The sequence below is a fragment of the Pseudomonas sp. SWRI81 genome, from assembly GCF_014268545.1.
Classification (GTDB): Bacteria; Pseudomonadota; Gammaproteobacteria; order Pseudomonadales; family Pseudomonadaceae; genus Aquipseudomonas; species Aquipseudomonas hamedanensis.
In genome coordinates, this window is record NZ_JABWQS010000002.1 from 48,640 (window position 1) to 71,502 (window position 22,863).

General features: G+C 61.2%; 22 protein-coding genes. 11 read left to right on the top strand and 11 right to left on the bottom strand.

Annotated elements, in window-relative coordinates:
- Positions 1 to 6: 6 nt before the first annotated feature.
- Positions 7 to 1,770: a cation:proton antiporter gene (locus HU765_RS01680; protein WP_186618804.1), complete on the bottom strand. Its 1,764-nt coding sequence runs from the start codon at positions 1,768 to 1,770 to the stop codon at positions 7 to 9.
- A gap of 280 nt (positions 1,771 to 2,050) precedes the next feature.
- Between HU765_RS01680 and HU765_RS01685 the strand changes: the two genes are divergently transcribed.
- On the top strand, positions 2,051 to 2,533 hold the full coding sequence (locus HU765_RS01685; RefSeq protein ID WP_083349923.1) for an acyl-CoA thioesterase: 483 nt from the start codon (positions 2,051 to 2,053) through the stop codon (positions 2,531 to 2,533).
- Between the two features lie 116 nt (positions 2,534 to 2,649).
- Here the strand turns inward: HU765_RS01685 and pdxY are convergent, their stop codons facing one another.
- Complete coding sequence (gene pdxY, locus HU765_RS01690; protein ID WP_186618805.1) at positions 2,650 to 3,522, bottom strand: pyridoxal kinase PdxY; 873 nt, start codon at positions 3,520 to 3,522, stop codon at positions 2,650 to 2,652.
- 117 nt (positions 3,523 to 3,639) lie between these two features.
- On the opposite strand from pdxY, the gene HU765_RS01695 reads away from it, so the two are divergent.
- Positions 3,640 to 4,053 carry a DUF3301 domain-containing protein gene (locus HU765_RS01695; protein ID WP_186546337.1) on the top strand — a complete coding sequence of 138 codons (414 nt, stop codon included), beginning with the start codon at positions 3,640 to 3,642 and terminating at the stop codon, positions 4,051 to 4,053.
- 6 nt (positions 4,054 to 4,059) lie between these two features.
- Here HU765_RS01695 and HU765_RS01700 read toward each other — a convergent pair whose 3' ends face one another.
- Positions 4,060 to 5,025, bottom strand: coding sequence for a CobW-like GTP-binding protein (locus HU765_RS01700; protein WP_186618806.1), 966 nt, complete (start codon positions 5,023 to 5,025; stop codon positions 4,060 to 4,062).
- Between the two features lie 41 nt (positions 5,026 to 5,066).
- Between HU765_RS01700 and HU765_RS01705 the strand changes: the two genes are divergently transcribed.
- Complete coding sequence (locus HU765_RS01705; protein WP_186546165.1) at positions 5,067 to 5,423, top strand: NADH:ubiquinone oxidoreductase; 357 nt, start codon at positions 5,067 to 5,069, stop codon at positions 5,421 to 5,423.
- Positions 5,424 to 5,426: 3 nt separating this feature from the next.
- Here the strand turns inward: HU765_RS01705 and HU765_RS01710 are convergent, their stop codons facing one another.
- Positions 5,427 to 6,077, bottom strand: a complete 651-nt coding sequence (locus tag HU765_RS01710) for a DUF1826 domain-containing protein (protein WP_186618932.1) — start codon at positions 6,075 to 6,077, stop codon at positions 5,427 to 5,429.
- A complete protein-coding gene (gene zigA / locus HU765_RS01715; RefSeq protein WP_186618807.1) occupies positions 6,077 to 7,282 on the bottom strand; it encodes a zinc metallochaperone GTPase ZigA in 1,206 nt (401 codons plus the stop codon). Before zigA ends, HU765_RS01710 begins: the two co-directional genes overlap by 1 nt.
- 179 nt (positions 7,283 to 7,461) lie before the next feature.
- On the opposite strand from zigA, the gene HU765_RS01720 reads away from it, so the two are divergent.
- The 7 genes from HU765_RS01720 to HU765_RS01750 all read left to right on the top strand — a co-directional run bounded on the left by HU765_RS01720 (position 7,462) and on the right by HU765_RS01750 (position 13,328).
- Positions 7,462 to 7,839 (top strand): glutamine synthetase, encoded by a 378-nt coding sequence (locus HU765_RS01720; protein ID WP_186618808.1) that lies wholly within the window; start codon positions 7,462 to 7,464, stop codon positions 7,837 to 7,839.
- A 282-nt stretch (positions 7,840 to 8,121) separates the two neighbouring features.
- A complete protein-coding gene (folE2, locus tag HU765_RS01725; RefSeq protein WP_186618933.1) occupies positions 8,122 to 9,018 on the top strand; it encodes a GTP cyclohydrolase FolE2 in 897 nt (298 codons plus the stop codon).
- A complete protein-coding gene (locus HU765_RS01730) occupies positions 9,015 to 9,683 on the top strand; it encodes an ATP-binding cassette domain-containing protein (RefSeq protein WP_186546170.1) in 669 nt (222 codons plus the stop codon). The genes folE2 and HU765_RS01730 overlap by 4 nt, the downstream gene beginning before the upstream one ends.
- Complete coding sequence (locus HU765_RS01735) at positions 9,683 to 10,549, top strand: metal ABC transporter permease (protein WP_186546171.1); 867 nt, start codon at positions 9,683 to 9,685, stop codon at positions 10,547 to 10,549. The genes HU765_RS01730 and HU765_RS01735 overlap by 1 nt, the downstream gene beginning before the upstream one ends.
- Positions 10,550 to 10,560: 11 nt before the next feature.
- On the top strand, positions 10,561 to 11,436 hold the full coding sequence (locus tag HU765_RS01740; RefSeq protein WP_186618809.1) for a metal ABC transporter substrate-binding protein: 876 nt from the start codon (positions 10,561 to 10,563) through the stop codon (positions 11,434 to 11,436).
- Complete coding sequence (locus tag HU765_RS01745) at positions 11,433 to 11,993, top strand: carbonate dehydratase (RefSeq protein ID WP_186546173.1); 561 nt, start codon at positions 11,433 to 11,435, stop codon at positions 11,991 to 11,993. Before HU765_RS01740 ends, HU765_RS01745 begins: the two co-directional genes overlap by 4 nt.
- Positions 11,994 to 11,996: 3 nt before the next feature.
- Positions 11,997 to 13,328: a dihydroorotase gene (locus HU765_RS01750; RefSeq protein WP_186618810.1), complete on the top strand. Its 1,332-nt coding sequence runs from the start codon at positions 11,997 to 11,999 to the stop codon at positions 13,326 to 13,328.
- Positions 13,329 to 13,399: 71 nt separating this feature from the next.
- Here HU765_RS01750 and HU765_RS01755 read toward each other — a convergent pair whose 3' ends face one another.
- The gene (locus tag HU765_RS01755; protein ID WP_186546175.1) at positions 13,400 to 13,918 is read right to left on the bottom strand and encodes a DUF3617 domain-containing protein; all 519 of its coding nucleotides are present in this window, start codon (positions 13,916 to 13,918) and stop codon (positions 13,400 to 13,402) included.
- Between the two features lie 132 nt (positions 13,919 to 14,050).
- Between HU765_RS01755 and cls the strand changes: the two genes are divergently transcribed.
- Complete coding sequence (gene cls / locus HU765_RS01760) at positions 14,051 to 15,490, top strand: cardiolipin synthase (RefSeq protein ID WP_186546176.1); 1,440 nt, start codon at positions 14,051 to 14,053, stop codon at positions 15,488 to 15,490.
- Positions 15,491 to 15,519: 29 nt separating this feature from the next.
- On the opposite strand, the gene cfaB is transcribed toward cls, so the two are convergent.
- From cfaB to HU765_RS01785, 5 genes are all read right to left on the bottom strand, one after another.
- Positions 15,520 to 16,707, bottom strand: a complete 1,188-nt coding sequence (gene cfaB, locus HU765_RS01765) for a C17 cyclopropane fatty acid synthase CfaB (RefSeq protein ID WP_186618811.1) — start codon at positions 16,705 to 16,707, stop codon at positions 15,520 to 15,522.
- A 177-nt stretch (positions 16,708 to 16,884) separates the two neighbouring features.
- Positions 16,885 to 18,792 (bottom strand): heavy metal translocating P-type ATPase, encoded by a 1,908-nt coding sequence (locus HU765_RS01770; protein WP_186618812.1) that lies wholly within the window; start codon positions 18,790 to 18,792, stop codon positions 16,885 to 16,887.
- Complete coding sequence (locus HU765_RS01775) at positions 18,789 to 19,838, bottom strand: protease modulator HflK (protein ID WP_186618813.1); 1,050 nt, start codon at positions 19,836 to 19,838, stop codon at positions 18,789 to 18,791. The genes HU765_RS01770 and HU765_RS01775 overlap by 4 nt, the downstream gene beginning before the upstream one ends.
- Complete coding sequence (locus HU765_RS01780) at positions 19,835 to 20,875, bottom strand: protease modulator HflC (protein WP_186618814.1); 1,041 nt, start codon at positions 20,873 to 20,875, stop codon at positions 19,835 to 19,837. The genes HU765_RS01775 and HU765_RS01780 overlap by 4 nt, the downstream gene beginning before the upstream one ends.
- Entirely contained in the window at positions 20,872 to 22,830 is a 1,959-nt protein-coding gene (locus HU765_RS01785; protein WP_186618815.1) for a protease modulator HflK, read from the bottom strand. The genes HU765_RS01780 and HU765_RS01785 overlap by 4 nt, the downstream gene beginning before the upstream one ends.
- Between the last annotated feature and the right edge of the window lie 33 nt (positions 22,831 to 22,863).

The following is a 22,863-nucleotide window of genomic DNA, read 5'->3' on the forward strand; positions in this document are numbered from 1 at the left end:
GAGTGGTCAATGCCCCGACGACTCCTTGTGGTTGTCGAGGGTTTCGAGCAGCGCGACCTGCATCCGTGTATGCACGCGGATGAACCAGCGCCAAAGCAGCGCCGCCACGGCGGCCGCGACCACGGCGATCAGCACCAGCAACTTGTTGGTCGGCAGGATACTGGCCGACAAGGCTGCCAACAGCAGGAAAATCACCAGCAGCGAGAGGATCGGAATCACTTCGGCGATCACCCGGCGCACTCGCTGCGTGTGACGCCCGGCCATTTCCGGCTTGACGCCCATCTCCGCCAATAGCATCGACAGCGCCTTGAGCTTGCGGTACGCAGCTATCAGGAACGGCAACGATACCAGCAGCGCCCCGCCCCAGATCAATGCCTTCTGCCAGCTCGGGTCGCCAATCCAGTCTTGCAGCCACAGCGACATGCGCTCGGCGAAATACGCGCCGGCAAAGAAGATCGCAATCACCAGTGCCAGATTCACCCCGACCTGCAAAAGAATTCGCCGGATCATCGACGCCAGCATCGCGCCCTCGCCTTGCGGCTGAATGCTGCGCAACCATTCGCCGTACATGCCCAGCACGCGGCCAAGACGCTTGGGCACGACGGCAGACAGCTTGATCGACAGCGGATCCGCCGCGCGGATCAGGTATGGCGTCAGCAGCGTGGTGATCACCGACACGGCCACGGCGACCGGATAAAGGAAGTTGCTGGTGACCTGCAAAGTCATGCCCAGCGCGGCGATGATGAAGGAGAACTCGCCGATTTGGGACAGACCCATGCCAACCCGCAGTGAGGTACGTCCGTCGTTGCCGGCGATAAACGCGCCGAGGCCGCAGGACAACATCTTGCCGAGCACCACAGCCACGGTGATTACCGCAATCGGCCAGGCATATTCGATGAGGATCAGCGGGTCGAGCATCAGGCCGATCGCGACAAAGAAAATCGCACTGAACAGGTCGCGAACCGGCTCGACCAGCCGTTCGATCTTCAGCAGTTGCCGCGACTCGGCCATGATCGCGCCGATCAGGAAGGCGCCGAGGACCATGCTGTATTCGAGCTTGACCACCAGCAGGCAGAAGCCGAAACACAGGCCGAGCACGGTGATCAGCAGCATCTCGTTGCTGTCGAATTTCGCCACGTAGGCCAGCAGGCGCGGCACCAGAAGGATGCCGATGACCAGCGCGACAATCATGAACAGCGACAGCTTGCCGACTGTAGAAAACACCTCGCCCGAACTCACTGTGCCGCTGACGGCAATACTCGACAGCAAGGCGATGATACCGATGCCGAGGATGTCCTCGACAATCAGCACGCCGAAGATCAACTGGGCAAAGCGCTCGTTCTTCATCTTCAGATCATTGAGAGCCTTGACGATGATGGTCGTCGAGGAAATCGCCAGGATCGCGCCGAGGAACAGCGAGTCCATGGTGTTCCAGTCGAACCAGCGGCCGATTTCGTAACCGATCCAGATCATCAGGATGATTTCGAGAAACGCCGCGATAAACGCCGTGGCGCCGACCTTGAACAGCTTGCGCAGGCTGAACTCCAGGCCGAGGCAGAACATCAGGAATATCACCCCGAGCTCGGCGAGGGTCTTGATGGTTTCTTCGTCGTGGATCAGGCCGAACGGCGGCGTGTGCGGGCCGATGATGAAGCCGGCGACGATGTAGCCAAGCACCACCGGCTGCTTGAAACGATGAAACAACACGGTCACCACGCCTGCAACCAACATGATCACTGCCAGATCCTGAATGAAACTGATGGCATGCATGGCGTGGGCTCCTTGATCACGAGGCTCACGGACAGACGTCAGAACGGTCTGCGCGAGCAGGGTAAAAATCCGCTTTTGGTGTGGGAATTGCCCTTGGGCAGGGCTTTTGCAGGTTAACACCGCGACTTCCGTCTGGAAGCCGGTGCAATATATGGAAACAGATCGACACCCCGCGTGACGGCGACCCGTCGCCCGGCGTCCCGATAACGGTGCTTTTTGAAAAGCGACCAGGCGCCCGCAGAGGTGCTTCCAGCAATCAGCCTTGATCCGTGAGAACGTTATGGAACCCGGAAACGCCCAGCTGTCGATGACGGTACTGATGACCCCCGACATGGCCAACTTCTCTGGCAATGTCCACGGCGGCACCCTGCTCAAATACCTCGACGAAGTGGCCTACGCCTGCGCGAGCCGCTATGCGGGCCGCTATGTGGTGACCCTGTCGGTGGATCAGGTGATTTTCCGCGAGCCGATCCATGTCGGCGAACTGGTGACCTTCCTCGCCTCGGTCAACTACACCGGCAATACCTCGATGGAGGTCGGCATCAAGGTGGTGACCGAGAACATCCGCGAACGCTCGGTGCGTCACACCAACAGTTGTTTCTTCACCATGGTCGCGGTGGATGACCAGCGCAAGCCTGCCCCGGTACCGCCGCTGCAACCGCAGAACAGCGAAGACAAGCGCCGCTACATACAGGCGCAGCAGCGTCGGCAGATTCGTCAGGAGCTGGAGAAGCGTTATCAGGAGATCAAGGGCGACGCTTGATCAGACGCTGGTTGATGCCGACTGATAGATAGCTTTCGCGAGCAGGCTCGCTCCCACAGGTGGAACGCATTCCAAATGTGGGAGCGAGCCTGCTCGCGAATAAAGACGACTCGGTGTTACAGACTGATCGCTGTCGCCTCGAACTTTACCCGCGGATGCGCTATCCGGTCCTGCGCCCGCACCAGTTGCAACTCATAACTGGCGCACGCCTGAGTTTCCAGCAGCACCTCGTGCACCGCCGCTGCAGTGAACTCGAACGCCGCCAGCAGGCTGTCGCCGAGCAGCACCCGCGCCAGAAACAGGCCGGACGTCAGGTCGCCGACACCCACCGGCTGACGCGGAAACGCCAGCAATGGGCGGCGCAGATGCCAATTGCCCTCAGCCGTCACCAGCAGCATCTCGAAGCCATCCGCCGGTTTGCCCGGGTAATCCAGATGCTTGACCAGCACTGCCTTCGGCCCACGCGCCAGCAGCGCTCGCGCCATCGCCAGGCAATCGAACAGCGACTGCGGCTTGCGCCCGGAAAAGCTGTCCAGCTCCAGTTGGTTCGGACACAGGATATCCGCCACTGCCGCCGCTTCGTCCAGCAGGAAATCGCTGACCTCGGTCGGCACGCTGCAGCCCTTCTCGGGATGACCCATCACCGGATCACACAGGTAGAGCATTTTCGGATTGACCGATTTGATGCGCGCCACGCCGCTGAGAATTGCCCGGCCCTGGGCAGCGCTGTCCAGATAACCCGACAATACCGCATCGCAGTTGCCCAGTTCGCCAATTGCGGCGATGCCTTCGATCAGCTGGGGAATCTGCTGCGGTGCCAACACTTCCCCGGCCCACTGACCATACTGAGTGTGATTGGAAAACTGCACGGTATTGAGCGGCCAGACGTTGACCCCGACCCGCTGCATCGGAAAAACCGCTGCGCTGTTGCCGGCGTGGCCGAACACCACATGGGACTGGATGGCGAGCAGATGAGGCGTACGTTTCATTCGGGGCATTCCGTAAAACGATTGAAATTCAAGCCGCGCAGTATGCGACGAAACACAGCCTGTACGACAGACCGGCGACGCAGTTAAGCTGATGCCATCTTTTGGAGTTCGATGTTGATGCTGACCCTGGAAAACATCTTTGTGCTGATGCTGTTCGCCGCTGCCGGTGCGTGGTTATGGCACAACCACGGCTTGCGCGAACGGGCGCTGGAACGGGTCAAGCAGCATTGCCTCAACGTTGGCGTCGAGCTGCTTGACGGCAACGTGGCCCTGAAAAAGATCGGCTTGATCAAGGACGCCAACGGGCGACGCCGCCTGGCGCGGGTCTACAATTTCGAGTTCACCGTGACGGGCGAAAGCCGCCATAACGGTACGGTCACGCAATTCGGCGCGCACAGCGCACAGATCGAACTGGCACCCTACCCCGCGCCGTTCGACGACACACCGCCGGTGGTCGAGGTGCAAAAGCCGCGGGCGCAAGTGGTGGAGCTCAGCCAGTGGCGGCAGGAACACACGAAGTGGAAACCGTAAGCTGATTCACCGAATCCGGCATCGCGCCAGACCCGCCTGTAACTCATCGATATTCTGCGGCTCGGTAAAAATCAGCTCAAGGCGCGAGTCTTTTCGCCATTCGCTGACGTGCCAGGTCAGCTCGGTATTATCCAGCGCATTCGCCGACACCCAGCCATCCGCGCTGTGAATTACCAGCTTGGCCCGTTGCCAATCAAGGCGTGTCAGCCACTTGATGATGCCTTGCGTATCGAACGCCTGCCCCGGATGCCAGCGCCAACCGATGCTCCAGCCCCCCGCCTGGGCCTGACTCAGGCAGATCGGCAGCGCCGGATCGCTCCAGACGGCCGGGATCTGGCCCAGGCCTTTGGGCATCTCCAGCTTACCGACGCCCGTCGAGGCTCGTGCCGTCCGCCCCGGCAACTCGCTCAAGGACAGCTGCGCCTGCTGTGTCCAGATCAGGCTGACGGGTGGCAACTGGCTGGCGATTTCTTCTCGCGCCGCTTGATCAAGGTTTTCCGCCTTGTTCAGCAGCAACAGACCTGCGTCAGTCAGTGCTTGCCGTTGGGCCTGCGGCAACGGTTTCCCAGCGTGCAGAGCCTGCGCGTCCAGCACCAGCACACAGGGCTGAACCGCCAGCACACCCAGCCACGGAGCCTCGTTCAACTGCTTGAGGAGCTGCGCCGGATGACCCAGTCCGGACGGTTCGATAAACAGCCGGTCTGGCCTGGCCTTGCGCAGCAATCGGCCAAGACCGATCTGGAACGGCGCGCCGTTGACGCAACATAAGCAGCCGCCGGCCACTTCGCCGAGTGCGATACCATCGGCGTCACTGCTCAGTAGCGCTGCGTCCAGGCCAATCTGGCCGAACTCGTTGATCAGCACCGCCCAGCGTTCGCCCTCCGGTCGCTGCGCCATCAGGTGGTGAATCAGGCTGGTCTTGCCGGCGCCCAGGGGGCCTGCGATGACATGGGTCGGAATGTTCTGCAGCATGGTGGGCATTTCTTTGAAGAACGTTTTTGAGGAGTTTGCAAATGCGCTGGATGGGATGGTCGTTGCTGTTGCTGCTGGTGTCGAGCGAAGCGTTGGCTCAGGCCTGTCTGGTACACAGCCAGGGCGAGCGCCTCGATGTCAAAGTCTGCCAGCAGAATCGCTCCATCCCGAAAAAACTGTTCAGCGGCGGTTTCTGCCAACCGACGCTGGCCGGGCAGAAAGTCGAGGTGCAATACCTCGACCAGTGCCCGAGCGGCGCGTTCGGCGTGTGCAGCAACGCGCAGGTTGCCAATATGCCCTATCGCCAGGATATCCACTATTACGGCGTGGCGACCGATGCAGCCTACCTGAAGCCCTATTGCGAAGCACAAAGCCGCGGATCATGGCGCAAGCCTTGACGGTCAGCCGAGCCAGTCGAGGGTCACTATCAGCCGACGTTCGCCGACGGCCAATTGCGGCGAACGGTGGATCAGCCCGAACCCCTCGTTACCGTGCCACTTCTCGCCTTTCAGAAGCGCGACCTCGCCGCTGCCGAGTTGCTGAATCTGTGCGGCATCCTCAGGCTCCGCGGTGGCCTGACCCAGTTGCCTGCGATCCATCACGCCTTCCTCAAGCCATTGGCTACCCACGCCGGCATAGGTGGTGATCAGGCGTACGGGCACATGATCGACATGGAAACGGGGACACATCGCCTTATCCAACGTGCGCAGACGCAGGCCGATGCGTCGCGCGCCCAACAGACAGGCGAAGGCACCGACCATCCATTTCAGGTCGGCAACAAAGCCTTCGTAGCCCTCAAGGTCGCGAAATCCTGCGGCCAGCCCGGCCAGATCCGGCTCGCTGTCCTCATCCGCAAGCTCAAGGCACAACGACTCCGCCAGGGGTTCGTCGAGCGACAGCAACAAACGGGCAAAATCGGCGACATGCAGGGGCAATTGCCGCTGCCAGATGGCGAGGTTGACGTCGTCGTCGAGAATTCGCGCCAGCGCTGTAGGCGTCGGCCCCTGATGGTGCAGGCGAGTCCGCTTTTGTAATGGTTTCAGTGCAAGCATCATGCGGCCTCTTCGTCCCAGGCGCCGAACGGATCCGGCAACAACCGCCAAGCCTCGACACCCAGTGCCATTTCATCATCGGTCAGCAGGCATTCGTCCAGTTCGGCAGACAATCGGGCGAAATCGATGTTCTGCCCGATGAACACCAGCTCCTGGCGACAATCCCCGACGCTCGGCGTCCAGTTCTCCATGATGGCGCGGGTATTCTCCTGGTCCCGTGGCCACTGGTCCTTCGGCACAAAACGCCACCAGCGGCCGGCGAAACCATGGCGCATCAAACCGCCGGCCTGCGACCAACTACCCGCGTCCGTGGGCTTGCTGGCGAGCCAGAAGAAGCCTTTGGAACGCAGCAGTTTGCCGTTCGGCCATGGACGGTCGATGAAACTGAAGAAGCGTTGCGGATGAAAGGGCCGGCGCGCACGGTAGGCCGTTGACGCGATGCCGTATTCCTCGGTCTCCGGTGTGTGCGTACCGCGCAACTCTTGCAGCCAGCCGGGTGCCTGTGCGGCTTTGTCGAAATCGAAGCGACCGGTGTTAAGGATTTTCTCCAGCGGCACCTCACCCATCACCATCGGGATGATTTCGGCGTGGGCGTTAAGGCGTTGCAGGATCGCGATCAATTCTTCGCGTTCACGCTGGCTGATCAGGTCAATTTTGCTGATCAGCAACACGTCGGCGAACTCGATTTGCTCGATCAGCAGATCGGTGATGGAGCGTTCGTCTTCTTCCCCGAGAATCTCGCCACGCGAGGCGAGGCTTTCGGCAGCCTGAAAGTCCGGTAGAAAGTTCATGCCGTCGACCACCGTGACCATGGTGTCCAGACGCGCGATGTCACTGAGGCTTTGCCCGTGCTCATCGCGAAAGGTGAACGTTTCCGCTACGGGCAGTGGCTCGGAGATGCCGGTGGACTCGATCAGCAAATAATCGAAGCGATCTTCGCGGGCGAGCTTGCTGACCTCTTCCAGCAGGTCTTCGCGTAACGTACAGCAAATGCAGCCGTTGCTCATCTCGACGATTTTTTCTTCCGCGCGGTTCAGGCTGACATCACGCTGAACTTCACTGCCATCGATGTTGATTTCGCTCATATCGTTAACGATGACGGCTACACGCAGTCCGGCCCGGTTACGTAGTACGTAATTGAGAAGCGTACTTTTTCCGGCACCGAGAAATCCTGAAAGTACGGTCACAGGCAGTTCGGCTGACATTGGATAATCCTCTACAGGTGGCAGCCGATGTGCGCTTTTGCTGGCGCATTGCGTTTTAGCGCTGGTAATCGGCAGTGCCCAGGCTGGCTTCGAATTTATGTTATAGTATAACAACATAAATAAGCGAGCCCTCCTTTGGCTTCCCTTGGTAAAGAGTGAATCAGACTCAGGACGCGACGATGAAAACTACGCTGAGGCGCCTGATATTTAGCTTGGCGTTACTGGCGACGGGCAACGCGTGCGCGCAACTGCCAGAAGTCGCCACCTGCACGCGTAGCGCAAATCTGCTGGCGTGTCGGGATGCCGAGGGCAACGCCTATAGCGTCAATACCGTCGGTACGACGCTGTACTTGCGCGGGTTCGAAAAGAACGGCAATCGGTATTGGGCACAGACCAATAGCCGCTTTGGCCAGTTGACCTTCTTCACCGGGATCGCCTCCGATGGCGAAGCATGGGTTGGCTACACCCGGCGGGTGGGCTGGACCACCATCAATCGCTTCTCGAGTTCGGGGGGAAGCAGGGCGAAATTCACGTGCAGCCGGGTAACCAGCTGTTAGATCGTCGTTTTGCCCAATGCATTCCGGACGGGATTTGCCTTGGCTGTAGCGCAGAATGCGGTGTTTCACGTGGAACGCTCGGGCTGCTGACGTCCTTTTCGCTTTGATAAATCAGCCACCAAACGGTGAGCTGGAGTGTGCCTCATAGCGCGAAGAAAACCGCTTTCGCAGAGACCCTTTGGATGGGCGCTTGCCCCACATGAAAGTGTGTTCATGAAAAAGCTATCGTGCTATTTATTGTTATACTATAACATTAAATGAAATCACACGATGAGTCTGAACATGAACGCGTTGACGCTACCGGACATCGCCGCGCAGGCCGCTCGTGAGGCCTTGCCCCTCGACTGGGTGGGCATGCGCGGCATCGCATTGCCTGTATGGCTGGAGGAGCAACGGCTGAACGCGAAGGCCGATGCAGGCGTCAGTCTGGATGATGGTGAGGCACGCGGCATTCATATGTCGCGCCTGTTTGTGGCATTGGAGCCTCTCGAGCGAGAGGCACTTTCCCCCGCTTTACTGCGCCAAGTTCTTGAGCAGTTTCTGCAGAGCCACGCAGGTTTATCGCACTGCGCGTACCTGAATATCCGCACCGAATTACTGCTGAACAGACCGGCGCTGGTCAGTCCTCTCGCGGGATGGAAATCCTATCCGGTGAGCGTTTCCGCACGCTTGAAGAACCAAATGTTCCACGTGGAACTAGAAATCGAAGTGCCCTATTCCTCCACTTGCCCATGTTCTGCAGCATTAGCCCGCCAGCTGATTCAGCAGCAATTTATCGACGACTTCGCCAACCAATCACTTGAGCACGCGGATGTTTTGGCCTGGCTGGGTTCGACCAAAGGCATCGTCGCGACACCGCATAGCCAACGCAGCACCGCGCAGTTACGCCTGCACCTGAACGAGTCCCTCAGCGAGTTGCCGCTGATCAAGGTTATTGATGACGTCGAAGCAGCGCTCGGCACCGCCGTACAAACCGCAGTGAAACGCGCCGATGAACAAGCGTTCGCGCTCGCCAATGGCCAGAACTTGATGTTCTGCGAAGACGCGGCGAGGCGCTTGAATCTGGCGCTGCGCCGCACCCAAGGCGTCAGCCAGTTCCACTTGAAAGTCATCCACGCTGAAAGCCTACACGCCCATGATGCTGTGGCTGAAAGCAGTTGGCGTCGGGAGCAAGCATGATTCGCTGCCATTCCCTGAGTTGGGGTGCACCCGGCCAGCCACTGACGACACCGCTGGATCTTGAACTGGAAAGCGCGAGCCTGACCGCCATTATTGGCGCTAACGGCTGTGGAAAAAGCAGCCTGCTCAAGGTCATCGCCGGGCTGCAAAAACCCTTGGCGGGGCACGTGGCGCTGAGTGTTCCACGCCAGAGCGGGCTCTCGTTCCTGCCCCAGCAGCAGCACCTGGATCGACAATTCCCGATCAGCCTGGAAGAGTTGGTCGCCGCCGGGTTCTGGGGACGCAGGCTCTCGACGCAGCTGCGCACGCAACGCCTTAATGCCGCATTGGAAAACTGGCATCTGAGCGGCCTCGGCCATCGCCCGTTGATGGCCCTCTCCGGCGGTGAATTGCAACGTGCCCTGCTCGCGCGGCTAAGCCTCGCCGACGCCCCGATATTATTGCTGGACGAGCCTCATGCTGCCCTCGATGAACTGGGCCAGGCGCTGCTTTGGCAACACATCCACGCCTGGCACGCCGAAGGCCGAACGATCGTTGTGGTCTGCCACGATCTCAGCGCTGTGCGCCAACACATCCCCCAGACATTGCTGATCAAGAACAGCCGTTGCGTCTATGGTCCCAGCACCGAACTGATTCAACAGACACCGCATGCGCAGGTGGCCTGATGCTCACCCTCGCTCACTTCTGGCAACCGTTCAGTGAGTTCATGTTCATGCGTCGCGCCTTGCTGGGCGGATTGGTACTGGCTTGCAGCACGGCGCCATTGGGCGTGTTTCTGATTCTGCGGCGCATGAGCCTGATCGGTGACGCCGTCGCGCACGGTATCCTCCCCGGCGCGGCGTTGGGCTTCTGGTTCGCCGGCCTGAGCCTGCCGGCGCTAACGCTCGGCGGTCTCGGCGCGGGCATGAGCATGGCAGGGCTCGCGGCCTGGATCACTCGCCGCACCGGCCTGCGCGAAGACGCCAGCCTTGCCGCGATCTATCCAATTTCCTTGGCGAGTGGCGTACTGATACTGGGCATTGCCGGTAAACGTCTGGACCTGTTGCATCTGCTATTCGGCTCGGCACTGGCCGTCGACGGCCCGACACTCCACGGCATGCTGTGGGTCTCGGCGATCAGCCTGATCACCTTGCTGCTGATCTACAAACCGCTGCTGCTCGACACACTGGACCCGTTATTTCTGCGCACCGTCAGCCGCCTCGGCCCCCTCGCCCATGGCGTATTCCTGACGTTGGTCGTGCTCAACCTGGTGATCGGGTTTCAGGCCATCGGCGCGCTGATGGTTGTCGGACTGATGATGCTGCCCGCCGCCGCGTCTCGATTCTGGAGCCGCCGCCTGCCGATGCTAATCGCAATCGCCGCGCTGATCGGCTGCCTGTCGGTATGGCTCGGATTGTTGCTGTCGTTCTATTACTCGCTGCCCAGCGGCCCGGCCATCGTGCTGGTTGCTGGAGCGGGTTATCTGCTGTCCGTAGTGTTCGGGCCGGTTCACGGTTTGTTGCGCCGCCCTCCTTTGCTCACATCCCTATGAGGTGTTTCCCGATGCGCGTCTTGTTCGTGCTGTTCAGTCTGTTGCTGTCGATGTCATTGTCGGCGGCGGAGAAATTGCCGGTGGTCACCAGCTTCAGCATCCTCGCCGACATGGTTCATCAAGTTGGCGGTGATCATGTGCAGATCACCAGCATGGTCGGCCCGGACGCCGATGCCCACACTTACGAGCCGACCCCGGACGACGCCAAAGCCTTGCTCAAGGCACGCGTGATTATCAAAAACGGTCTCGGTTTCGAGCCCTGGCTGGATCGCCTCGTGACCAGTACCGGCACCCAGGCCACAGTCATCAGTGCCAGTCGCGGCGTGATTCCGCGCGCGCTGGATGAAGATGGCGAAACCGTTCCCGACCCGCACGCCTGGCACAATCTGGCTAACGCCGAGTTGTACGTTGGCAACATCACCAAGGCGCTGATCGCTGCCGACCCGGCGAACAAGGCGGACTACGAGCGCAATAGCCAGACCTACCTCAAGCAGATCTACGCCTTGCTCGCTGAAGCAAAAACCAAACTCGGTGCGCTGCCAGCGGGCAACCGCAAGATCGTCACCAGCCATGACGCCTTCGGCTATCTCGGACAGGCCTACGGTATCGACTTCATGGCGCCACAGGGACTGTCCACCGAGCGCGAACCGTCGGCCGCCGAAGTGGCTGCGCTCATTACCCAGATCCGTCAGGCCAAGGTCAAAGCGGTGTTCATGGAAAACATCAAGGACGCACGCCTGCTCAAGCAGATCGCCGATGAAAGCGGTGCGCACATCGGCGGCACGCTGTACTCCGATGCCCTCGCTGCCAGCGGACCGGCGAGCACGTTCACCGGACTGTTCGAATACAACCTCAACACCCTTTACAACGCGCTGAGCCAACCATGATCCGCAAGAATCCTTCGGGCGATCTGCCGACCATCGCTGAGTCGGCCTACGTCGATAAAACCGCAATCATCTGCGGCAAAGTGGTGATTGGCGAAAACGTCTTCGTCGGTCCCTACGCGGTCATCCGCGCCGATGAAGTAGATGCGTCAGGCGAGATGGAGGCAATCACCATTGGCGCCAATTCGAACATCCAGGATGGCGTGGTGATCCACTCGAAATCCGGCGCGGCAGTGACCATCGGCGAGTTCAGTTCGATTGCCCACCGCTCGATCGTGCATGGTCCCTGCGTAGTCGGCGACCGGGTGTTCATCGGGTTCAACAGCGTGCTGTTCAACTGCGTCGTCGGCAACGGCTGCGTGGTGCGGCACAACTCGGTGGTCGACGGACGAGACTTGCCCGATGCGTTTTACGTACCGTCGACCACGCGCATCGGCCCGACCACCGACCTCACGCAATTCCCGCCGGTAAGCGTCAGCGCATCGGAGTTTTCCGAAGACGTGGCACGCACCAATGTCGATCTGGTGCGTGGCTACAAAGCCTTGCAGAACGAGTTCTGAGCCATGAACAGCGTGCTGATTCGCAACGCAAGGCTGGTCAACGAAGGGCGCGAGGTAGAAGGCGATCTGTTGGTCAGCCATGGCCGCATCGTCAAAATCGCCCGCAGCATTGAAGGCGAACGGGCGACGCTGGAGATCGATGCAAACGGCCAATGGCTCATGCCGGGCATGATCGACGACCAGGTGCATTTCCGTGAGCCCGGGGCGCCGGCCAAGGGCAGCCTTTACACCGAGTCGCGCGCAGCGGTGGCAGGCGGCATCACCAGTTTCATGGACATGCCCAACACCCAACCGGCGACGCTGACCCTCGAAGCGCTGGCAGACAAGAAGCACCGGGCGGCAACCACTTCGGTGGCCAATTACGGCTTTCACTTCGGTGTCAGTCACGACAATCTCGATACAGTGGCCGCGCTCAATCCCTGTGAAGTGGCCGGTGTGAAAGTGTTCATGGGGGCGTCGACCGGCAATCTGCTGGTGGATGACCCGGCGACGCTTGAGCGGCTGTTTGCCGAAGTGCCGACGATTCTGTTGGCCCACTGCGAACACACGCCGAGCATCGACGCCAATGCAGCCAACCTGCATGAGCAGTTCGGTGAACGTCTGCCGCCGACAGCGCACGCACTAATCCGCAACGCCGAAAGCTGCTATCGGTCTTCAAGTCTGGCGGTGGAACTGGCCCGACGTCACGGCACCCGCTTGCATGTCCTGCACCTGACGACCGCGCGTGAACTGGCGCTGTTCGAAGATAAACCACTGGCGCACAAACGCATCACCGCGGAAGTCTGCCTGCACCATCTGCTGTTTGACGATCGCGACTATGCCGACCTCGGCAACCTGATCAAATGCAATCCGGCGATCAAGACCCAGGCTGACCGCGACGCCCTGCGCGCGGCGTTGAACAGCAATCGCCTGGATGTCATCGGCAGTGACCACGCGCCGCATACCTGGGAAGAAAAACAACGGCCGTATGCCCAGGCACCCGCCGGTCTGCCATTGGTGCAACACGCCTTGCCGGCGTTGCTGGAGCTGGTCACCGAGGGCGTGCTACCGATCACCACGCTGGTGGCGAAGACCAGCCATCGCGTGGCAGATCTGTTTGCCATTCCGGATCGTGGGTATTTGCGCGAGGGCTACTGGGCGGATCTGGTGCTGATCGCTGCGCAGGCATTTGAAGTGAATCAGCAGCCGATTCTGTCGCAGTGCGGGTGGACGCCATTTGCCGGGCGCAGCTTTCGGCACCGGGTGAGCCTGACCATGGTGTCGGGGCAAATCGCCTGGCATGAGGGCCGGATAAATGAGCAGTGTCGGGGGTTGGCGTTAAGGTTCATGCGCTGACTTGGCTGACGTTTTCGCGAGCAGGCTCGCTTCCGCAAAAAACAGGGGAGCGAGCTGGCTGGCGACAGGGTTCAGGCGCGCGGTTTGACGGTGCCGCAGTCCTGACCCAGCCACACGGCGCGGGTTTCCAGGCTGCCTTTCTGGTTGATGCCGATGGCATTGAACGTGCCGTTGGCCACCGTGGTGAATTCTCGATCGCTGAGGAATGTCGCTACACCCGTCCCTTGGGCTTTCGGGCAACTGAAGCGGAATTTCCACTGGTTGCCGTTACGCTCGGTGATCTGCTGTTTGCAGCCCGATTGCGGGTCGGCCAAAGGGATATCGTTGGTCGCTACTTGCTCAGGTGTCAGGCAGGCACGGATCCCCTTGCCGCCGATATTGATGCCGTTCTTTTCCAGCGCAGCGCGCTGTTGCGGCGTGATCTGACCTTGAATCTGGCCAAGAATCGATTGCACATCCATCGCTTGGTCATCGACCTTCAGATTGCTCGAAGACATCTCCCACAGCCCTGGCTGCAGCATCTGCGCTTGCGCAACCACCGGCAATGCCAAACCCAGGCCCAGCGCCAAACCCAGCAGACGAACGTTCATCAAAAAAACTCCTGATCAGTAGTGGCCGTTAGACGTCGGCCAATCGCTTCGGTTCATGCCCCAATTAAATAGCGACATTCGCGGTAGAACATGGTCTGTTAAGCATTGATTCTCGCGGAGCAAGGCTGCCCCATGGATTACTTCGGACCGCACCTTTTCGGTTATCTGATTGCCCTGCTACACACCCTCGGCCTCATCGCTGCCCTCCATGCGGTGCTCACCGTGCGCACCGCGCAAGGCTCGATCGCCTGGGCATTGTCGCTGATCTTTATTCCTTACCTCACGCTGATTCCTTACCTGGTGTTCGGCCGCAGCACTTTCGATGGCTATATCAAGGCGCGGCGCCAGGCCAACGAACAGATGCGCCTGGCGATTTCTGAGTTGAACTGGCGGCCGTGGGTGGAAGAAGCCCTCGCCGCTCGCGCATCGAATGCCTATGGTTCCTTGCGGGCCATGCCCAAGCTGGGCCGCATGCCCTGCCTGGCCAACAACGAAGTGCAATTGCTGATCAATGGCAACGCAACCTTCAACGCAATCTTCCAAGCGATCGAACACGCCAAGGAAGCGATTCTGATCCAGTTTTTCATCATTCACGACGACCGGCTCGGCCAGCGCTTGCAGGATTTGCTGCTCAAGAAGGCCGCTGAAGGCGTAATTATTCATCTGCTCTACGATCGCATCGGCAGCCACGCCCTGCCCCACCGCTATGTGCAGGCCTTGCGCGATGCCGGCGTCGAGGTCAAAGCCTTCGCTACGCGCAGTGGCTGGCTCAATCGGTTCCAGGTCAACTTCCGCAACCACCGCAAAATTGTCGTGGTCGATGGCGTGCTCGGGTTTGTCGGCGGGCATAACGTTGGCGATGAATACATGGGTGAAAAACCGCCGCTGGCACCGTGGCGCGATACCCATGTGCAGGTGCGTGGCCCGGTGGTCGCGTGCATGCAGGAGTCGTTTGCCGAAGACTGGTTCTGGGCCGCGCGTACCTTGCCACCGTTGATCCTCCCGGACGCGTACCCCGAAGACGGCGTGCTCTGCCAACTGCTCGCCAGCGGTCCGGCGGATGCCTACGAAACCTGTTCACTGTTCTTTGTCGAAGCGATCCATGCGGCAACTGAACGGGTGTGGATCACCAGCCCTTATTTCATCCCCGATGAAGCCGTGTTCGCCGCGCTGCGCCTGGCGGTTTTACGCGGCGTGGACGTCCGTCTGTTGCTGCCGTCGCGGCCCGATCACCGCATCGTCTATGCCGCTTCCAGTCTGTATGCCTTCGAAGCGGTACGAGCCGGGGTGCGGGTGTTCCGCTATCAGCCCGGGTTTCTCCATCAGAAAGTGGTATTGATCGACCGCGAGATCAGCGCCATCGGCAGCGCCAATCTCGATAACCGCTCGTTCCGGCTGAACTTCGAAGTGATGTTGCTGACCGTCGACAGCGAGTTCGCCACGTCCGTGGAACAGATGCTGATCGATGACTTCGCCCAGGCCAGTGAAATTGCCAAAGAGGAAAGCCGGGAGATCCACCGCCTGCAACAGGTCGGCATGCGAATCGCCCGGCTGATTTCACCGATCCTCTGAACAACCTCAGCGTCTCAACCAGTTGAGCGTCATGGGTGGTAGAGGTCGTCGCGCGTCCACGGCAGTTCATGGCTACCGTCGGGGTGCGCTTTCACCGCCAGAATCTGGTGCAGATTGATCCAGCCGCGTGCGAAAGCGTAAGCGCAACCGGCCAGGTAAAGGCGCCAGATACGCAGGGCTTGCTCTGGCACCAGTTTCGCGGCGGCTTCGAGGTTGTCCTCCAGCCGCTCACTCCAGTGGTCCAGCGTGCGCGCGTAATGCAGTCGCAGGCTCTCGACGTCGACGATTTCCAGCCCCGCTTCGCTGATCTCGGCGCTGATCATCGACAGGTGCGGCAGTTCGCCGTTGGGGAACACGTATTTCTCGATGAAATCCCCGGCGCCTCGCCCGACCGGGCGGCCATCGGTGTGTTTGGCGGTGATGCCGTGGTTCATCACCAGCCCGCCCTCCTTCACCGCGCCAAACAGGGTTTTGCAGTACTGCGCGAGATTGGCGTGGCCGACGTGCTCGAACATGCCCACGCTGACGACTTTGTCGAAGCGACCATCCTGGGGCAGATCGCGATAATCGAGCAATTGCAGTTCGATCTGGTCGTCCAGGCCCTCGGCCTTGACCCGTTCGCGGGCCAGTTCCAGTTGCGCCTGGCTCAAGGTGATACCGAACACCCTGGCGCCGAATTCGCGGGCAGCAAAGCGGGCCAGCCCGCCCCAGCCGCAACCGACATCCAGCAGGTATTCGCCCGGTTGCAAACGCAACTTGCGGCATAAATGACGGAATTTGGCTTGTTGCGCTTGCTCGAGCGTCTCGCTGCCGGTTTCGAAGTACGCGCAGGAATACGCCATGTCGCTGTCCAGCCAGAGCTGGTAGAAAGCGTTCGACAGGTCGTAGTGGTAGGAAATGGCTTTGGCGTCGGTTTCCTTGTCGTGCAGTTTGCGCTCGGGATGACTGCCTTCGTTTTCATCGAGCAAGGCACTGCTCAATTCGTCGCAAACCCGAATCACCTCGCTGATTGACCCCTCCAGTTCGAGTTTGCCTTCGACGAAGGCGGCCCCGAGGGCGTCCAGGCTTGGATGGGTAAACTGACTGACCATCTGTGGGTCCTTGACCACGATGGTAACGCTGGGCGTTGGCCCCAGATTGAACTCATGGCCGTCCCAGAGACGCAGGCGAAGCGGAAGCTGCAGATTCTGTAAGGCCGGTGGAAGTTGCGCGAGCATGGAAATCCCCCCTTGTTTCAGACGTCAGATCTGAGGGTAGCCCATTGCGGAAAAATAGCAGGCTATCGATATGATTAGCCGTATCTATCGCTACGGACGCTTCAGCCAGGCAGTCATTGGCAAACGCCCTCAGAATAAAGGACTGCCAACGTCAGGCGCAGTTCGATGAAATTCTTGTCATGTATCGGCCTCGAGCTTGAGCAGCGGCTCTTGAAAGCGTAACAAGCGACCAGCATTGCCCAACACCAGCAACGTGCTGAGGTTATGCAACAACGCGGCAATCATCGCCCCGGCGGCGCCCAGCCAGCCGAACGCGGCGAACACCACGATCGCCAGCGTCCAGCCCAGCCCAATGATGACGTTGACCTGCAATGTCCGCCGGCATTGGCGGCTGAGCCGTACACAAGTACCCAGCCTGCGCAGATCGCTGCCGATCAGCACGATGTCCGCCGAGGCCAGCGCGATATCCGCGCCTCCCGCGCCCATCGCCACACCGACTACGCCGGCCTTCAGAGCCAGCGAATCGTTAATGCCATCGCCCACCACCATCGGGCGGAAGCCGCTGTCGATTTCCTTGAGCACCCGATTCAGTTTGTCCTCGGGCAAGGCCTGGGCTTCGATCTCGTGCAAGCCGACCTCCTCGGCCAGCGACTGCGCCACGCTCTGACGGTCACCGGTCAGCAGCAATTGGCGGCCGAGGCCCAGTTCGCGCAATTCGCCGAGGGCAAATCGCGCTTCCGGTTTGACCGTGTCGGCGAGCAACAGCCAGGCGAGAAATTCACCGTTCAACGCCAGGCCGGCAATCGGCCCGTCGTGGGCCGGGACAGGTGTGGTGACTACGCCCAGTTGCGCAAACAGCTCTGGCCGGCCTAGCGCTGCCTGGCCCTGCGCGGTCATGGCAACCACGCCAAGGCCCTGCCGTTCGTGGATGTCGCTCAGTGGCAGCGCATCCTTTTGCTGGCCCAGTCCGGCGAGCGCCCGGCTCACCGGATGACTGCTTGACGCGCCCAAACTGGCGGCCAGCGCCAGGAGCGTCGAGGTGTCCGCGTGCAGCGTGTTGATCGAGTGCAAACGCAAAGTGCCGAAGGTCAGAGTGCCGGTCTTGTCGACCACCAACGAGGTGAGGTCGGCCAGCTCCTCGAGAAACGCCGAGCTGCGGATCAGAATCCCGTGCCGCGCAGCGACGGCAACCCCGGCAATCGCGGTGGCTGGCGCCGACAGGACCAACGCGCAGGGACACGCCGCCACCAGCACCGCGAGCATCGCTTGCGCGTCGTGGGTAATGAACCAGGTCACCGCCGCCAGCATCAGCACCAACACCATGTAGCTGCCGGCATACCGTTCGAGCAAACGGGTGATTGGCGGCTTCGAGCGCTCGGCGTTTTGCATCAGTGCGATGACTTTGCCGAGCGTCGATTCATCCCCGGTGCGCGTGACTTCGATGCGCAGCAGCCCATCGAGGTTGATCGCGCCGCCAAACACCGACATGCCGACGCCCGCTTCCACCGGCACCGATTCACCGGTAATCGACGCGGTGTCGAGGCTCGCCTGGCCGGCCAACACTCGCCCGTCCGCGGGCACCCGATCGCCGGCACGCACCTCAACGGTGTCACCGGATCGGAGTGTGCCGTTGTCCACCTCGACGATCGTGCCATCGGCCAGAACCTTGCGAGCGTGGCTGCGGGTCAATTGGCCGAGCGCATGAATGGCTTCCTGGGAGCCGATGACGCTCCGCTCCTCCAGCACGTGGCCGAAAATCATGATGATCGGCAGCAACGCAGCGGTCAGCAGATCGCCGGTCGCCCACGCGCCCAACATCGCCAGGGCGATTAATTGATCGGTGATGCCGTGCAGACTCGGATACCGCAGGCTGTACCAGGCCGAACGCATCACCGGGACGGCCACCAACAACGAAGCGACGCCGAGCAGCAACTGACTGACGCCGGTCTGCTCCGGCAACAGCCAGCGCCAGACCAGACCGAGGCCCAACAGACCGAGCGCCAGCATCGCCAGGGTCAGTTGACGGGCGGCGCGGCGTTGCTCGGCCGAGGACAACAGACTCGGTGCAGCGGTGGATGCAGTCATTGGCTGGCTCCCTGAATGATCAGGCGGGAATCGTCTTTCGGGTCGACTGTGGTCACGGAACCGGCCTGGCCGAGAATTTTCGGCATACGCTCACGGTAGAAACGCAGGAGTAATTGTGGATCGTGGGTATTGCCCAGGCTCAGCACGGTGGCCGTGTCAGCGCTGGCCTTGGCCAAACGTTCGCCGGCTTGCGCGTGGGCCACTTGGCGGGTTCGATCGGCTTGTTCGTTGGCCATCTGGGTGACTTTTTCGGCGTCGGTGCGCGCATTGGCGACTGCCTTGTCAGCTTGCTGACTGGCCGTCAAAACCGCGTTGAACGCGCTGACGGCGGGATCCGGCAAGCTCGATTGCACATCGACCCGCGCCACTTCAATACCGATACCCTGCCCCGCCACCTTCAGTTCGGCCAAGCGTTGGTTGATGCCGTGGACCAGATCGCCACGCAGGCGTTCGCGGCGCTCGGCGGCCTGATTGTCAGATCCGAGCAATTCCGGGCGAGCGACCAGAATGGTATCCAGGTCACGGGCAGCAGTGAGCGCCACCGCACTGCGCGTCACCAGTCGGTCGAGTGCCGGCAGCACGTGATCGGCCTGCAAGACGAAATCGTAGGGGTCGGTGACTTTGTAGAACACCCGCACATCCAGTTGCACCACCCCGGCATCACCGGTCAACAGATAACCGGAGCCGGCCAACGCATCGCTCAACGGTGTGGCAAAGGACGCGACTCGATCGGCCTTTAGGGCTTCATCGCTGCGCAGCAGATTCTCGACTCGACGCTCGATCACCCGATCCGCTGCTGGCAGCAAAACCACCTGTTCGAACGGCTGTGGCCACGCCAGCAACAGACCGGCATTTTGCACCCGGTCGAGGGCGCCGAAGTGCAAAACCACGGCGCGATTCTGCGGATCGATCTGCCGGACGTTGGAGAATGCCCAAGCCAGCGCGGCCAGCACCGTCACCGCATACAGGGCTAAAAAAGCCAAACGTCCGGCCTGAATCCACGGACTGTTCGTTATGGGTGTTCCACGTGGAACTTCATCATTCATGGCTGCGACCCGGCTTTGTTGCCCAGTGTCGGCGGGCCGTCTACCAGTACGCGGAAAGGTGCGGCGTCAGTACGCAAAATCAATTTGGTGTCTGGGGTAACGATGGTGCCGAGGGTATCCAGCGAGCGCAGCAAGTTGTAGAGCTGCGGTGAGCTGGCGTAGGCGCGGCCGTAAATCTGCGCGGCTTCGACGCGCGACTGCGCTTCGATCTCGGCGGCCTGCACCGTCGCGTCCGCCTGGACGATGCGTGCGTCGCGCTCGGCAGCAGAGCGAATCTGCGCCGCTTCGCGTTTGCCGATCGCGGTGCGCTCCGTGGCGATGGTTTCACGCTCGGCGCGCATCCGGTCGACCGTGGCCGTGAGCGTTACGGACGGCAATGTCAGCCGCTCAACACCGACCTGCAATACACGCACGCCATAAGTGGCGAGCAACTGCTGATCAATCTGCTGGCGCAACTGCGCCTCGAAATCGCCGATGCGCACCTGACTGGCATCAGTGTTGACCAGACTGGCCAGATCAAAACTGCTGGCAGTGGTCTCCAGGGCCGAACCAATGAAGGTACGAATCTGCCGCGCGGCTTCGTCCGGCTGGTTCTGCACCGCACGCATAAAGCGCTGTACGTTGTCCGGATCGCCCTGCACCTGCCACGCCACGTAAGCCTGCACGATGATGCGCAAGCCATCACGCGTGCCGACATCCTGCAAGCCACTTGAGGTGGTCCGCAGGCGCAGGTCAACGGGAATTGCCGCTTCGAACGGTGCTGGCCAACGCCAGCTCAAGCCCGGATCAAGCAGGACCCGCGAAGGATTGCCGAAACGGGTAATCACCGTCGCTTCCCCGGAACGCACTTGCACCAGGCTTGCGGCCGCCAGCGCAAACGCGACTAACAGCGCCGCCCAAGCCATGCGTCGCCAGGGAAACGGTCCCGCCGCTTCCTCCCCTGCACCGTGGTGATGATGCCCATGGTGGTGGTGCCCGCCATGGTGATGAGCGTGGCCGCTGTGATCGTGATGGTCGTGAGTGGGCGACTGGCTCAAGGGGCGACTCCTGGTTGAACGGTGGTGCGCGCGGGCGTCGGATCAGCCGGCAGCGTAAACGTACGCAGGTCGATGGTCGGCGCATTGCTGCTGCCGCCCAGACGGTGGTCGAGCAGCAACAGTTTGGCCTTGCCCAGGCCCTGGCTGAGTTGCGCGAAGTATTGTTCCAGCACAAAAGCCTGACCGGCACTGGCGTAGGCTTTTTGCTCGGCGCTGAATTTAAGGTCAGCCGCTTGCGCGGTGGCCTGATTCTCGCGGGCGCTGGCGCTGGCTTTGTCGCGCGCAAGCGTGGCTTGCAACTGCGCCTGATTGCTGGCTTGCGCGGCGGCACCGCGTTCCCGGGCGATCAGCGCCTGCGCGCCAATCTGCGCCGCTTGCACGCCGTGGTAAGCATTCGCCGCGCCGGCGGGTGGATGAATGGCTTCGACGACCGTGGCGAGTATTTCCACACCGCTGTCGAGTGTCTTCAGGTCGCTTTGCACCGCGCGACCGATTTCCTCGGCCAGACCGACCCGGTCCTGTCCGAGCAAACCGTCCAGCGTGCGCGAGGCAAAGTCGTGCACCAGAATTCGACTGGCGGTGCTGCGAATCAGCGTCGGTACATCGGCGTGATTGTAGGTAGCGGCGAGGGCTGCTTGATCGTCCAGGCCGATCCGGTAAACGAAGCGCACGTCCATGTTGACGATCTGGAAGCTCTGTTGCCCGCCCCGGCTGCTGGCAATCACCTGCGACTTATCGTTGACATGACTGGCATCCCACAACCGGTTGGCCGCAAGCGGTGCCGGGCCTTCAGCGGGATCGAGTGCGGCCGGCGCAGGATTGGCGCCGACACTGGTGGCCAGCTCATGCACCACGCCATTCTCAACGCTCAACACCCGCCCTAACGGCCAGGGCCAGCCGGCGTGCAGGCCGGGGCCGAACACCTGCACCGGTTTGCCGAACCGCTCATAAATGCCCCGACCTTGCAGTGGAATTTCATGAATGCCGGTCAGCAGCCAGGCCACCACAGCGACCAGCGCCAGCACCGGCAGCAACGCGCGGCGCATGTAGCTGAACGCCCAGATCTGCCGTAAATCGATGCCGAAACGGTTGTGCAATTCATCCTGCAAGGCAAGCAACGGTTGTGGCGGCCAGCGCAGCAGATCGGCAACAAAACTGCGCGCCAGCAACGTCGGTTCAAGCTGTTCGCGGCGAGGCGTGAACAGCGACAGAACCGCGCGCAGCAGCAGCTCGATCGCGACCAGCCCTGGCAAGAGCCCGATCAACACGGCCAGGCGCACCGGCCACATCGCGCCCTCGCTGGCAAACAACAAGCACAGCCCGCCCAACACCAAACTGATAATCGGCACCCGGACCAACCGGGCAAGCGCTGCCGCCTCAGGCCATTGCGCCGGGTGCTCCTGAGCCAGTTGCCGCTCCACGACCAACAGGCCGAACGCCAGCGACAACGCCAATGCCGCGCCGACAGAAGCAGACACACCCAACGCTGCGCTCGGCAACGTCAGGTCCCAGACCTGTTCGATGCCGAGCAACACCAGCAGCGCCCATCCACCCAGCCACAGCGTCGCCGGGCCAATTTGGTCGAGCGCCTGCGCACCGCGCTGGCCCAGCCGGTCCAGCAGCCGCTCATACCAACCCTCAGGCGGCGCGGGCTCATCCTGCGAAGGCGGCGCCTCCACGGGGGTGATCACCCGCGCGCGCCATTGCGTCACCCGCCAGGCCGATTGCAGCCCGGCGACCAGCAGCCACAGCGCCGCACCCTGATTAACCAGCCACGGGACCCACAGCGATTGCGCTGCAAACAGCGCAACCAACAACGCCAGTGCCCATGAGCCACCGGCCAGTGTGCCGAGACCGAAGGCCAGCCTGCGCAATCGCCGCCCTTGCACCGCCGCCTGCTGAAAGCGCGGCAATGCGCTGACTGACGTGCCATCAACCTGCAGATCGACTTGCATATCACCCCAAACTCTTTGGCTCGCCATTCATAG